Annotated in this window: 13 protein-coding genes; 1 reads left to right on the top strand and 12 read right to left on the bottom strand. The window is 47.3% G+C overall.

The genetic code is table 11. From position 1 onward, the window contains the following. Positions 1-9: 9 nt before the first annotated feature. From ftsZ to CES79_RS09380, 11 genes are all read right to left on the bottom strand, one after another. Positions 10-1260 carry a cell division protein FtsZ gene (ftsZ, locus tag CES79_RS09430; protein ID WP_054654729.1) on the bottom strand — a complete coding sequence of 417 codons (1251 nt, stop codon included), beginning with the start codon at positions 1258-1260 and terminating at the stop codon, positions 10-12. Between the two features lie 24 nt (positions 1261-1284). Continuing rightward, positions 1285-2607: a cell division protein FtsA gene (gene ftsA, locus CES79_RS09425; protein ID WP_089137018.1), complete on the bottom strand. Its 1323-nt coding sequence runs from the start codon at positions 2605-2607 to the stop codon at positions 1285-1287. 185 nt (positions 2608-2792) lie between these two features. Then, positions 2793-3629, bottom strand: coding sequence for a cell division protein FtsQ/DivIB (locus tag CES79_RS09420; RefSeq protein WP_089137017.1), 837 nt, complete (start codon positions 3627-3629; stop codon positions 2793-2795). 19 nt (positions 3630-3648) lie between these two features. Beyond that, positions 3649-4743 carry an undecaprenyldiphospho-muramoylpentapeptide beta-N-acetylglucosaminyltransferase gene (gene murG, locus CES79_RS09415; RefSeq protein WP_089137016.1) on the bottom strand — a complete coding sequence of 365 codons (1095 nt, stop codon included), beginning with the start codon at positions 4741-4743 and terminating at the stop codon, positions 3649-3651. Next, positions 4743-6125, bottom strand: a complete 1383-nt coding sequence (murD, locus tag CES79_RS09410; protein ID WP_089137015.1) for a UDP-N-acetylmuramoyl-L-alanine--D-glutamate ligase — start codon at positions 6123-6125, stop codon at positions 4743-4745. Before murD ends, murG begins: the two co-directional genes overlap by 1 nt. Before the next feature lie 47 nt (positions 6126-6172). Then, a complete protein-coding gene (mraY, locus tag CES79_RS09405) occupies positions 6173-7132 on the bottom strand; it encodes a phospho-N-acetylmuramoyl-pentapeptide-transferase (protein ID WP_089137014.1) in 960 nt (319 codons plus the stop codon). 30 nt (positions 7133-7162) lie between these two features. Continuing rightward, positions 7163-9310: a penicillin-binding transpeptidase domain-containing protein gene (locus CES79_RS09400; RefSeq protein WP_089137013.1), complete on the bottom strand. Its 2148-nt coding sequence runs from the start codon at positions 9308-9310 to the stop codon at positions 7163-7165. Next, entirely contained in the window at positions 9307-9687 is a 381-nt protein-coding gene (gene ftsL, locus CES79_RS09395) for a cell division protein FtsL (RefSeq protein ID WP_054654733.1), read from the bottom strand. Before ftsL ends, CES79_RS09400 begins: the two co-directional genes overlap by 4 nt. 45 nt (positions 9688-9732) lie before the next feature. Next, complete coding sequence (gene rsmH / locus CES79_RS09390) at positions 9733-10674, bottom strand: 16S rRNA (cytosine(1402)-N(4))-methyltransferase RsmH (protein ID WP_089137012.1); 942 nt, start codon at positions 10672-10674, stop codon at positions 9733-9735. A 27-nt stretch (positions 10675-10701) separates the two neighbouring features. Further along, complete coding sequence (mraZ, locus tag CES79_RS09385; RefSeq protein ID WP_054654735.1) at positions 10702-11133, bottom strand: division/cell wall cluster transcriptional repressor MraZ; 432 nt, start codon at positions 11131-11133, stop codon at positions 10702-10704. Between the two features lie 173 nt (positions 11134-11306). Next, positions 11307-11654: a DUF3397 family protein gene (locus CES79_RS09380; RefSeq protein WP_133286378.1), complete on the bottom strand. Its 348-nt coding sequence runs from the start codon at positions 11652-11654 to the stop codon at positions 11307-11309. Between the two features lie 165 nt (positions 11655-11819). Between CES79_RS09380 and CES79_RS09375 the strand changes: the two genes are divergently transcribed. Continuing rightward, positions 11820-11942 (top strand): DUF4044 domain-containing protein, encoded by a 123-nt coding sequence (locus tag CES79_RS09375; RefSeq protein WP_089137010.1) that lies wholly within the window; start codon positions 11820-11822, stop codon positions 11940-11942. Positions 11943-12059: 117 nt separating this feature from the next. On the opposite strand, the gene CES79_RS09370 is transcribed toward CES79_RS09375, so the two are convergent. After that, positions 12060-14390, bottom strand: a complete 2331-nt coding sequence (locus CES79_RS09370) for a DNA translocase FtsK (RefSeq protein ID WP_089137009.1) — start codon at positions 14388-14390, stop codon at positions 12060-12062. Positions 14391-14398 lie beyond the last annotated feature (8 nt).

Raw genomic sequence — 14398 nt, 5'->3', positions numbered from 1 at the left:
GCAGTGGCACTAGTCGTTTTTGCGACGGTGCTTAAAGAATGGCGGTGTATCAAGACTAGTATCATTATCTGTGTCATTATTTGAAGTGTCATCGTTGTTAAAGACGCTGAAGTCGGGTTTAGAGACGCCGTCGAATTCGCTGGCATCTGGTCGACGCGGTTCGGTTGATGATGATGGTTTTTGACCACTTTGACTGGCGTTAAAGCTGTCCATTTGATTATCATGGTCAACCCGGTGTGAATTATTAACGGGGGTGGCGCCATCAGCTAACCGACGTGCCGTCCGAGTAGCGGTCTCGTGTTTCTTCTTGTCGATACCAGTGGCAATGACGGTCACCCGGACTTCATCACCTAGATTTTCATCGATCGAGGTCCCGAAGATAATGTTAACGTCGCTAGTAGCTGATTTAGAAACAATCTCTGAGGCAGACTGTGCTTCAAATAAGGACAGGTCTGGGCCACCAGTAATGTTTAGCAGCACTGTTTCAGCACCATCAATGGAAACTTCCAGCAATGGTGATGAAATGGCCTTCTTAGTGGCATCTTCCGTCCGGTTTTCACCGTTAGCAGAACCGACACCCATTAAAGCGGCACCTTGATCCTGCATGACGGTTTTCACATCAGCAAAATCCAAGTTGACATAACCGGGACTGGTAATTAAGTCAGAAATCCCTTGAACACCTTGACGAAGCACGTTATCGGCTTCTTGGAAGGCTTCCATCATTGGGGTCTTCTTATCGACGATTTCCAGTAACCGGTTATTGGCGATGACGATCAAGGTATCCACGTTTTCCTTCATTGCTGCAACACCTTCAGCAGCAAAACGGGAGCGTTTAGGCCCTTCAAACGTAAATGGCCGGGTAACAACACCCACGGTCAGTGCACCCTGTTCCTTGGCTAATTTTGCCACGACAGGCGCAGCACCGTTACCAGTACCACCGCCCATACCAGCAGTGACGAAAACCATATCAGCACCAGTCAGGGCTTCTGAGATCTGATCTTCACTCTCTTGAGCTGCTTTAGAACCGATCTCAGGATTAGATCCAGCACCTAGTCCACGTGTCAGCTTCGGTCCTAATTGAATTTTAGTTTCAGCCTTCGAAGCTTCCAGTGCTTGAACATCAGTGTTGGCAACAATAAACTCGACACCCTTAACGTCTTCTGTGATCATCCGGTTAACGGCGTTGCCACCACCGCCACCAACGCCAATGACTTTAATATTGGCTCCTCGGTTTTGTGTTGAATCTAACGAAAATTCCATTTTTAAATCCCTCCAGTAATCGGGTTAATCAAAGAATTCAGTGAAGAACTTTTTGATCCCCTGTCCACGTTGTTTTTTCGGTTTATCCGTACGACTTTGAGCAGGCTTAGTATGACGTGAATCGCTCACTTCAACGGACTGCTGCGGTTCTGGCTGTGAGTCAATTTGCGAAACTAACTGGTCGTTGCCGGCTAAGGCCGACTGAACCAGCAGTGCGACTTCGCTCATTTGACCACGGTAATTGACCAGTGATAACGCCTGAGTAAATGAAGGGTGCCGCAGTCCCATTTGATCAGGTATTGAAACTCTGACCGGAACGTCGAAGACCTCCTGAGCGAGATCAGTAATGCCTGGAAGAGCAGCAACGCCACCCGTCAAGACAATACCACCAGGCAAGGATAGCGCGTTGGTGGCAGTTAATTGCGTCTTAAGTTTCTCCAGGATCTGCATTAAGCGCGCTTCAATGATCTCAGCTAAATACTTTTCTGAAATATCGCTTGGCCTGCTTTGACCCACAACGTCAACGGGGAACTGGTTATCCTCTGAGGCCCGTGATGAATCAGCATACCCATAATTACGCTTTAATTTTTCGGCATTCTCAATGGACGTGTTCAGCACGACGGAGATGTCTTTGGTGATGTAATCGCCGCCTTCAGGATCGACTTCGGCAAACTTCAGCCGGTGATCATGAATCACCGCCGCGGTGCTTTGGCCGCCCCCTAAGTCCAGCAGAATGGTCCCAAAATCCTGTTCCCCGTCACTCAAAATACTTAAACCTTGAGCGATTGGACTGACAACTGCCAGTTGTGCGTTCAACCCAGCCTGTTCAACCGCTTTTCTAGTGTTATGTACGATTGTTTTAGGTCCAGTAAAGAGCATGCCATTCATTTCCAGACGAACACCCACCATTGATCTGGGGTCTTTGATCCCGTCAAAACCGTCAACGATAAATTCGTCTGGTACCAGATTAATAATTTCGCGTTCTGGCGGTAAATTTTGAATGATGGCCGCCGCCGCGACGTCTCTAACGTCTTGATCGGTAATTTCACGTGCCTGATCGCCAATGGCAATCATGCCCGTTACCGGTTCAATTTTTAACATATTTGCCGAAATACCCACAATCACATCGTGAATCTGAATGCTAGCTTTCTCTTCGGCAGCTTTCACTGCCCGTTTGATGGCTTCACTCGCTTTATCAATATCCACGATCACGCCGCGGCTCAGACCGGCTGCGCGTTCGTTACCAACGCCCAGTACGTTCAGTTGTCCCTCTAAATATTCTGCCACGATGACTTTAATTGAGGTAGTTCCGATATCAAGTCCTACATACATGCCTGAAGTATCCATAGTAGCAGGAACCTCCTCTGATTTCGATTTGATGAATTCTCATAAAAAAAGTCTTATTTTACTCTCCAGTTTACCACAAACACTACTCGTTAAAAAAGGCATTATTACCCTTAGATTGCGCAATGAAACGGCGATTTCTAAAACGCTTTCACCAACACTGGATTTATTTGGCTGCCCCTTTCACCCTAAAATGAATACGAGTATGCGCCAACCTCCAAATTGACAATGCCTTTATGCGACATCTTCGCCGCAATGCTTGGGTAATAAGCCATTTTACTGGCAAACGTCGAAATCGTGGCATACACTTCATTGCCATCATTCATGTATAAATGAATGCGCTCAGGATCCGCTTTGGTTGGTGAAAACTGAATTTCCGAAATCCCAGTTTGAATCTTTTTGGATAGTTTAGCATACTGCTGAATCATTTGGGAGAGCTGCTTGTGGGATTTAAACTTATCATAAACCGGGTAACTCCCCGTTGGCTGCTTTTGCCGTTCATGAGAGATCACCCCGCTGCCTAGCGCAACTCGGTAGTACCCGTTAGCAGGCACGAAGCCGGCCGTGGGGTATTCAACTACCCGAATCGTCAGCTGATTGAAATGGGCAATCGAAAAGGTGATGTGCTTTACTCGCGGTGTCTGCTGCTTCACCCGTTTACTCAACCGCTGTTCTTTCCCCACGACCCGGTAGATCGAATCACCACGGTCAATGCCGCTGAGTTTGATCACCCGCTGCTTGGACAGTGCCTGATTGCCATGCACACTGATCCGGCCGATGTGGCTTAACGGTGACACGTAGTAGCCCGATATGACCAAAATGATCCCAAAGATCGCGATCAAAATGCCCATTCGCTGTGCAAGACGGCGATTTTTTTGATGCTTCAACCGTGGTAATTTAGCACCGATTCGCTGAACCCGGTTAGGCTTCTTAGCCGTCCGTTTACGCTCCTCAGACTGGTATTTTTCCCATGGTGTCATCGCTACGTGGCGGTTGGATTTGTCACGGTTGATTTTAAAACTCATCTTGCACTCACTTCCTAAATTACGACTGGCTGACCTCTTTTAACAATGCCAGCATTTCGGTAGCTGCCTTGGGTTTGCCAAGCTTCTTAGCCGCAGCAGCCATAGCAGCCCGCTTGCTGTCATCAGTCATCAGTTCATCCATGGCTGAAACCAGCGTTTGGGTGGTCAAATCAGCTTCCTTGATCATCAAAGCCGCGTTGGCGTTGACTAAGCTCAGCGCGTTTTTGGTCTGGTGGTTCGCCGTCACGTACGGACTTGGAATCAGGATCGAAGGGACGCCTAAAGCCGTTAATTCCGCTAAGGTCGTCGCACCGGAACGGCCGACTACCCCCGCAAGCTTTGGCAGCACTTCCGGCATGTTATTAATGTATGACTGAATCGAGATGTTATCAGCAGCACCGATCTTAGTGACTTGTTTCATCACGTCGTCATAGCGTTTAGGGCCGGTCACAAAAACGACCTGATAAGGCTTCTTAGCCAACGTTTTCAATGATTCAACCATGACTTGGTTCAGCTTTAGCGCCCCTTGAGAACCACCAACGACCATAATCGTTGGTACGTCATCCTTTAACTTAAACGTTGATAGACTAAAGTGACTTTCAATGTTAGCAACTTCCTGTGCTCTGGGATTACCCGTCATGACCACTTTGTCAGCCGGAAATTGAGCTCTGGCATCCTCAAAGTTAATGGCGATCTTGTTTACGTAACGGCTCAGAAACTTGTTAGTCATCCCAACCACGCTGTTTTGTTCGTGAATCACCGTTGGCACGTGCAGTTTAGCCGCCGCATACAAGACGGCGCCAGAAACGTAGCCGCCGGTGCCCAAAACAACGTCCGGTTTAAACGACCGGACCAGTTTTTTAGACTGGTGAACGCTCTTTAAAAACAGGTAGACCGTCTTCAAATTTTCCAGTGATAAGGACCGTTTAAATCCTTGGATGGTCATCGCTTCAAAGGGAATGCCTAGATCTGGCACGATCGTACTTTCAATTCCTCGGTGAGAACCCACGTAGAGTACCTCGGCATCCGGATCCTGTCGCTTAAGTTCATTGATGACAGCTAGTGCCGGGTAGATATGACCACCCGTACCGCCGCCAGAAACCATCAACCGCATTAGTCCTCCTCCTTTTTGCCAGTCAAGTCTTCAACCGCTTTGATAAACCGGTCACCGCGCACTTCAAAGTTCGGGTATTGATCCCAGCTCGCATTGGCTGGTGACAGTAAAATAATATCGCCGGGCTGACTGTACTGGTAAGCGACCGGCACACCTGCTTCAGCGTTTTCAACAAATTTAATTTGCTTAATACCGGCTTTTTTGGCGGCATCCGCCAAGAGGTTCTTCGTCTCACCAAATAAAACGATGGCCTTAACGTGTTCCTTGAAGAATGGTGCTAATCGCTCAAAGGTATAGCCACGGTCCAAGCCCCCTGCCAACAGCACAACGGGCGCTTTAAAGCCCTTCAGAGCCATTTCAGTGGCTTCGATGTCAGTGGCTTTAGAATCGTTATAGAACTGACGGCCTTCGCTGGTCAGCACGTATTGGGTCCGGTGACGAACGCCGCTGAAAGTCGTCAAAACGTGTTTGATGGCTTCGCTGGAACGGCCCTCGATCTTAGCTACGGCAATGGCTGCCAAGGCGTTTTCAATATTATGGTCGCCGGGGACTTTAACGTCTTCCGCAGCCATAATGGGTTCCTCCTTGTAATACAGCGTGCCGTCTAATTCATAAGCACCGTCTTTAGTCTTGGCTAACCGTGAAAATGGGACCACTTTGGCGTGAGACTGCTTGCTCAAACCAACCAGTTCTTCCGAATCAAAGTTGACCACAAAATAGTCGTCAGCCGTTTGGTTTTGGGTAATGCGCATCTTTGCTCTGACGTAGTTTTCACGGGTCTTATGATAATCCAAGTGATTGGCAAAAATATTCGTTAACACGGCAATGTGCGGGTGAAATTGGGTGGTTCCCAACAGCATAAAGCTGGAAACTTCCATCACCATCGTATCTTGATCGGTCAGTTTTTGGGCCACTTGGGAAGCAGGTACCCCAATGTTGCCGGCATAAGCACTCTTGCCGGCAGAACGTTCCTGATTCATCATCTTGGTGATCATGGTCGTCGTCGTGGTTTTACCGTTACTGCCAGTAACAGCGATCAATTCAGCATCAGCGATCTCACTGGCTAATTCAATTTCAGTGATGATTGGCAGCTTTTGATCAACGGCTGCCTTGATCAACGGCACGTCGTAAGGTATCCCAGGATTTTTCACCATCAGATCAAAACCGGCGTCAAGCTGAGAGGGGGTCTGTTCACCCGTTAAGATGGTGTACCCGCCTTCAGTCTGCAATTCCTGTGCTTCTGAATTCTTCTCTAAGGGCTGCTGATCACTGACCGTGACTTCAGCACCTAATTTTTTAAGCAGCCGTGCTGCATTTAAACCACTCTTAGCTAACCCAACAACCATAACTCGTTTTCCTTCATACGCCTTGATACGCTTCATACCTTTTTCCGCCACCTATTAGTATTTTATTACTGCATGAAAAAGAACTACCACATGACCCAAATTCCCGTAATAGCCGTTACTGCACTGATGCACCAGAACGTAATGTCGATTCGCCATTCGCTCCAGCCCTTCATTTCAAAATGATGATGAATCGGCGACATCAAAAAGATCCGTTTACCGGTCGTCTTAAATGAGATCACCTGTAAGATCACACTGGCAGTTTCGATCACGTAGATCAAACCGATCCACAGCAGTGAAACTTCATGGTGAACTAAGATCGAAACGGCAGCCAACGCACCGCCTAATGCCAATGAACCCATATCACCCATAAAAATTTTAGCGGGCTTGTGATTATAAATCAAGAAGGCCAACAGACCACCGACCACGGCGAGACAAAACATGGCCACATCATATTGGTGCTGATGAAGTGCAATAATGCCGTACGTGATAAATGAAATCGACCCCACTCCGGCAACCAGTCCATCTAGACCATCCGTTAAATTAACGGCGTTAGAAAAACCAACCAACCAGAATAAAATGAAGATGAAATAGCCGACTAAGCCTAAATGAACGGCCCCTAAGCCGGGAATCTTAAGCAGTAAGGGTAAGCCTTCATGCAGATAAACCGCAAAGAAAACGGCACCGCCAATCAGCTGCCCCAGTAATTTTTGCCAGGCCTTTAGCCCTTCATTTTGACGCCGGAACAGCTTGATCGAATCGTCCCACATGCCTAATAACCCGTAAAGGATCAGGATGAACAATAAGATCAACGCCACCGGATCAAGCTGGCCAAACACCAAGCCAGCAATCAGCGTTGCGATAATGATGGCCAGAATAAACATTAAACCGCCCATCGTTGGCGTCCCCGATTTTTTTTCGTGCCATGACGGTCCCTCTTCACGGATCATTTGGCCCTCATGCTTAGCGCGAAAATAACGGATCAATGCGGGCATAAACGCCGCAGTAAAGATAAAACTAATTAGAAACGATACAACCGAACTCATAACTTTCTCCTCTTATACCCACGAAGTGAGTTACTTTAAATGAACCGTTAGCTTGTCAGACTCGCTAACTTGTTTACCGACAGCAATACTTTGTTTTGTAACGAACCCGTTACCAACCGTCTTAACGTTCAAGCCCAGCATCTGACCTAACCGTAAAACATCACTGGATGACCAGCCAGTTAACGCCGGCATCTTCGGTGTCCCACTAGTGATGAGAATCACCCGTTGATGTGACATAACGACCTGTCCAGAAAGCGGTGATTGCTTTAAAACGTGGTTGCCATTACCAATCACCGTGACCTTATACCCTTTTGAAGTCAGGTCATTTTTGGCACCAGACGTTGACCGGTTAACGTATGACAGCATTTTATCCGCTGCTTGATTGTTCGTCGTTGACGTGTCCTCTTGCAGGGCCCGCTTCATGACGGGCTTAAACACGTCCGCCATTAACTGAGTTGGGGTTTCGGTTCCCGGTAGATCTGGCTGTTTCATGGTGATGTACATAATATACTTGGGATTTTTAGCTGGCGCCATACCGGCGACTGAATAGAGATAGCTGTCATCCCCGTTTAAGTAGCCCGATTTCCCGTTGCTGACTTGCGCAGTACCCGTCTTAGCTGCAATTCTAATGCCCTTGATTTTGTAGTCAGAACCGATCCCGTATTTCTTATATACAACGTCTTGCATGTGCCCACGAACTGCCTTAGCAGTCGCTGCAGAAATTGGCTGTCCCACTTCTTTCTTACCATATGATTTAACAACTTTACCAGTATTCGGATCCACAACTTTACGAACTAAGTAAGGCTTTAACATTTTACCATTATTCCCGATAGCAGATAACCCCTGCATCATTTGAATTGCGGTTACCTGAATTCCTTGGCCAAACGCTGTGTCGGCTTGGCTGATCGTCTGATCAAAGGCAATGCTGCCACTCTGCTCACCAGGTAGACCAAAGTGAGTTGACTGTAAAAATTTAAATCGTTTGATATATTTTTTCCAGGTCTTGGCACCCATCTGCTGTTCCAAGTGGGCCATGGCAACGTTACTTGAAAGGGCAAACCCTTTGTTATAGGTGATCGTCCCCCAGCCACCTGGATTCCAGTCAGGCACTGTCCGGCCGCCAACTTCATAGCGACCAGATTGATAAGTGGCATTTCCATTGTAGTTGCCGCTGTCAATCGAAGCTGCTATCGTGAAGACTTTCATGGTTGAACCAGGCTCATAGGAGTCTTGAATCAACGTATTGCGCCAAACTGAATTTAGTCCCTTACCCGTTTGCGGATCAAAGGTTGGCCGCTGAGTAGCTGCCACAATGGCACCGGTTTTAGCATTCATCAGTACCGCGTTTAGGGTCTTCGAATGCGTCTTGTCCTGTAAAGCAGACATTTGGGTCTCTAGCAAGGTCTGCAGCCGACTATCGAGGGTGGTATACACATTATCACCATTGCGTGGTTTGCGGGCCTTTTGGTTAGAACCCGGAATCTGATAACCATTATTATCCTGACTGACCTTCTTAAAGCCATCGACACCCCTTAATAAATCATTATCGGCACCTTCAATACCCATCGTGCCGACTAATTGCCCCTTAGCTGTGGCGGTGACGTTACCGATCAAGTGAGAAGCAAACACCCCGTTAGGATACAGCCGTGCTTGCCGTTGCACAAACGTTAACCCGTGAATGTGCGCCTGATCAATTTTCTTCTTCGTCGTTAATGAAATATTTTGCCCCGCAGCACCAAATTCAACCTGAAAGGTCTTCTTGTTACTGGGCGTTAGGTAAGCCAACGCTTTTTTATCACTGATCGGTAAATACTTTGAAAGTACCCGGGCAGCCTTAGTTTTATTGGTCACATACATCGGTTTACCCGCGATGGTCCGCTGATTTTTATCTAAAACCGCATAGAGTGAATAAGTGCTAGTATCTTCAGCAATTGGCTGACTGGAAGCATCGTAGATCGTCCCTCTTTGCGCTTTTAGTGTATGATTAGCGGTATATAATTTCTTTGCCTGAGTACTTAAATTGACGTGTTCGACATTTTTACCAATGGCGATATAAGAAAAACGACCAATGAATAGCACCAGTGCGAGGGTAAAGATCACCAGCAGGGTTCGTCCAAAAACCCGCTGATTGCGTCGCACTTGTTTGCTAGTCACCGTTCGTTTAGGTGATTGTTTCATTTATTCACATTCCTTACTTTACTATTCGAAAGTGTCATACCGTTTGCTTTAGCAACTTTCTCCAATCTGGAGCGGTTCAGCAATTCATTGATGGTTTGCCGATCATTCGTATTTTTGTTTTCGAAACTCGCAATCTGCGTATTCACATCCTGCAAATGCTGCTGCGATGTTGAAACCCCAATTTGAGTGCTCACCAGCCACAGCATCATACCAACTATCAGTACGCCCCCTACTGTGAGCAAACACTTTTCAAATCTGGAAACCGGCAACTCTTTAGGAACACTGACAGCCTGTTTTGAAGGTCTATGTAATGGAACTTGAGGCTGTTTAGGAAGTGTTTGCGGTTGATATTGAGTTGCTAAGTTATTTTGAGCCATACTTAATCATCATCCTATCCCTTAAAATATTAACTTATAATTGCGTCATTTTTGTTCGATTACGCGTAATTTAGCACTGTGCGCACGATGATTTTCGACTAACTCTTCTTCGTTAGGTACAATTGGCTTACGCGTGACCAGTTTAAAATCTGGCTGCAGATTATCCGGAATCACTGGTAATCCAGCCGGTAAGTCGGGTAAACTGCTCTTTTCCTTAAACATGGTTTTGACTAACCGATCCTCCAAAGACTGGAACGTAATGACGCAAATCCGACCCCCAGGATTCAGTAGCGTCAAGGCTTGTTCCAGAGATGTTTCAAGTGCTGAAAGCTCATCGTTGACCGCGATTCGGATGGCCTGAAAAACCTTCTTCGCCGGGTGGCCGCCATGGCGCCTAGCCGCTGCTGGAATCGCTTCTTTGATCAGTTCCACCAGTTCACCAGTGGTTTCAATGGGCTTCCTTTCACGGGCGGCTTCGATCCGTCTGGCAATTGACTTGGCAAACTTTTCTTCGCCGTACCGGTAAAAGATGCGGACCAGTTCTTGGTAGGACCATTGGTTGACCACAATTTGTGCCGTCAGTGGCGCACTTTGATCCATGCGCATGTCTAGCGGTGCGTCATACCGGTAACTGAAGCCCCGGTCGGCATCGTCAAATTGCGGGGATGAAACGCCTAGATCATACAAGATACCATCGACGTGATCGACTTGCTGATCTGCCAGTGACTGTTTTAAATCCCTAAAGTTCGCGTGAATCAAAGTCAATCGCTTAGCCTCGATATCAGCCGCTAACTGTTCTTGATTATAGTCGATCGCGGTTTCGTCTTGATCAAATGAATACAAGTGACCGGTTTTTAGTTCCGTCAGGATCTTGTGCGTATGACCGCCGCCACCAAGCGTACAGTCAACATATGTACCATCTGGATGAACGTTGAGTTCACGGACAGCCTCATTTAATAATACTGTGCGATGATGAAACTCTGCCATAGTTTTGCTCCTTATCTAATGCTCAAATTACATATCAAAATCAATTAAGTTCTCTGCGATATCGTCAAAGTTCTCCTCTGCTTTTTCAGCAAAGGCCTGCCAGCGTTTCTGACTCCAAATTTCAAAGCGGTCTGAAACCCCGACAATAACGCATTGTTTTGCCAGCTCAGCATGTTTGATCAACGCCTGGGGCAGGTTTACCCGCCCCTGCTTATCAAGTGAACACGTCGTCGCTGCCGAGTAAAAGAACCGCACAAAAGCCCGCGCATCACGTTTGTTCAATGGCAATGCACTTAAGCGCTTTTGCATAATCGCCCATTGAGCCATTGGATAGCCAAACAGGCAGCCGTCCATACCCCGGGTAATCACAAATTCTTCACCTAACTGATCACGAAATTTGGCTGGAATAATTAGCCGTCCCTTAGTGTCAATCGAATGCTCAAATTCACCCATGAACATCCGGTTCACCCCCTAATACAGCTATTTTAACTAAAGTTTACCACAGCTCCCCACTTTCTACCACAACTCCCCAAACATTAATGACACAAATTAAAAAAAAATAAAAAAAAACCGTTCAAACCATGTTTGAACGGGGAAAGTTTGGGGTAACGTGTAATATTTCACATGAGTCATTACCTAATCAGGACACGAACAATTGTCGCCAGGTAAGCTAAAAGCAACAAAAGATCGGTTATTCGCCAGTAAAAAAGCAGAAATTTATTCCAAAGCAGCTCTCCCTTGGATAATCCCCACCACAACGTCAGGACAATCGAAATCAGCATCCAGATAAACACGATCGCAGCAAACCAGGGATCAGCCCAAGTATGGGATAATTGCCAGATGAACCAAAGGCTGAGCAGCGGCAAACAGTCGACTGGATGTAATTTGGGGCGTCGTGCTTTGGGCGTGAAGCTTCTAAATAACCGTAAAATAAACAGGACCGCTATCAGGATAATAATTTGTATGATCATTTGTCTCATCGTAGTCCGCCCCTTCGCATATTCGCCATGGTTGCCATCGTTAACGCACAAGGGAAATTTTACCGCAATCTTCCCTTTAAAATCAAGAAAATTTCCATTCTCATTGCAATTCTTTATTGACCACGTTAAACTATTTGAAGTAAACAGATGAAAAGTGGTGCGAATATGCAGAAAAAACAAAAATCAACCTTTCAAAAAATCACGATGGTCCTGGTTTGGATCATGATTATTGCAACTTTAGGCTCATTAGTTGCCAGTGCACTCCAAGCAATTGGCGTGTTCGGCTAAATTAATCGTGGGAGCTCGCTCCCTAATTTAAAAAACAAAAGCTTCTGAAGTACGGCATTGACGGATATCTGTCAACGCCGCCTTTCAGGAGCTTTTTTAATTACTTTTAACACGCTATTAAGCATCTGAGTCTTTTTGCTTATATACCTTGCGTGGCTTACTGCCGTCTTGTGGGCCAATAAAACCACCCTGTTCCAGGTCATCGATTAACCTAGCCGCGCGGTTATACCCGATTCGGAAATGGCGTTGCAGCAAAGAGGTGCTGGCCTTTTGCTGGTCAACCACAAATTGCAGGGCGTCGTCAAATAGATCATCATCAGAATGCGCCCCATCCTCAGAGATCTCTTCGTCACTCACCATCATCGCCTCATCATACTCGGCGGTCTGCTGATTACGAATGAAATCCGTGACGTGCTGGACATCCTGATCCGGAATATAGGCCCCCTGAATCCGTGTCGGTGAGTTTTGGTCAACTGGCATGTAAAGCATATCGCCACGGCCTAACAGTTTCTCAGCCCCGTTTGAATCCAGGATAGTTCGGGAATCAACCCCGCTGGAAACAGCAAAGGCCATCCTAGAAGGCACGTTCGCTTTAATTAAACCGGTAATGACGTCTACCGAAGGCCGTTGAGTGGCCAGAATCATGTGGATACCAGCCGCCCGTCCCATTTGAGCCAGCCGAATAATGGCGTCCTCGACTTCGTTGGAAACGGTCATCATCAAATCGGCCAATTCATCAACGATCACCACGATGTACGGTAACGTTGGTAACGGCTTATCTGCCGTTTGGTTTTGGGTCTTAATAAACTGGTTGTACCCCGCGATCTTTCGTTGGCCAGCCTTAGCAAATAAATCATAACGCTGTTCCATTTCATGGACCACTTTATGCAGGGCCTTAGCCGCTTTCTTCGGATCGGAGACCACTGGTGTCAGTAAGTGGGGAATGCCATTGTAGACGCTTAATTCAACCTTTTTCGGATCGATCAGCATCAGCTTGACCTGACTGGGCCGAGCGTTCATCAGGATGCTCGTAATGATGCCGTTGATTGCCACCGATTTCCCACTACCAGTCGACCCGGCAATGAGCAGATGCGGCATTTTAGTCAGGTCCATATTAATGACTTTACCAGTCACATCCCGGCCCAGCGGTACTTCTAGTAAATGAGCAGGACCGTGGGTGACCGCCTCACTGACATCGCGAAACGAGACCGTGGAAATTTCTTTATTCGGGACTTCGATTCCAATTAATGATTTCCCCGGAATCGGTGCTTCAATTCTGATTTCCTTAGCGGCCAAAGCAAGGGCTAGATCATCCGCCAAATTAACAATGCGTGACACTTTCACGCCAATGGCCGGATGCAGCTCGTACTCCGTCACGGAAGGTCCCAAGTTAACGTGCTTAATTTCGGCATCGACCCCAAAGCTATCCAAGGTTTTTTTCAGGATCTTAGTGTTTTTTTCAATCGTTTTGTAGTCGTCTTGCTGATCTTTTTGCGGAATCGGTGTTAACAGGTCCGTTCCGGGAAGCTGATAATTGGGATCATCCCCCACGGCGGCAATCATCGTGGCTGCCGGATCTTCAGTCTGCGTTTCAGAACCCGTTGCCAATGGTTGACCCGGTTCATTTTTACGGGTCGCCACACTGATTGGGATGGCCGGCTTTTCTGCCGGTGGCTCAACACTGGTTTTTCGCTCAGCTACCGGGGTCGGCAAGTCTTTTTCAACGGGTGTTGCTTTCTTAACCGGTTTTGACTGCGTTGGCCGTTTTGCCGGTTTCAATTGGACCCGTTTAAGTTTCGCCACTGCACTCGCCAACGAGCGGCCAATCAAAGTTAAGCCATGACCGAGCCAGTGACTAGCGGCCTGAATCCAGGTTAGAAGCTGAGCGCCAGAAACGTTAAACGCAATCATCACCCCAGCCAGTATCAGCAAAACGGAAATGACCTTAGCCCCGCCAAACGCCACGAGAAAATGCGTGACCGTCAGCAGCACCGCGCCGATGGTTCCCCCACCGACTGCCGTGTTCACACTGCTATTGGCCAAATCACTCCCCAGTAATTGCCAAGTATAGCTGATAAAGCCAGTATGCTGGTCTTCAGATAAGAATAAGTCCACCTGCAGCCACAGCAAAACGCCGAGGTACATCAACCCCAGGCTCCAAAGCCAGCGGCCGGCAATCTTGGGCAGCCGTCCCGTGACTAATAACGCCAGTCCGACTGCTACCCCAACTAAACTGATCAGCGGATAGGTATCCCCTACTGCAAAGCGAATTAAATTGGCCACTAATTCCCCAATAAAACCCGCCTTAAAAAACGCTAAAAGGCACAAAGTTAACAGGATGAGGCCCACTGCATTAGCGGTATAAGAAACGTTTTTTTGACGTCCCTTTTTACGCCGGTTAGTCGATTTAGTCGTTCGACGGCGCGTGGTCTTTCGTTTTTGTGCCAAAATGTTCA

The sequence above is a fragment of the Secundilactobacillus silagei JCM 19001 genome, from assembly GCF_002217945.1.
GTDB lineage: Bacteria > Bacillota > Bacilli > Lactobacillales > Lactobacillaceae > Secundilactobacillus > Secundilactobacillus silagei.
This window is presented reverse-complemented; position numbering and strand designations above follow the sequence as displayed.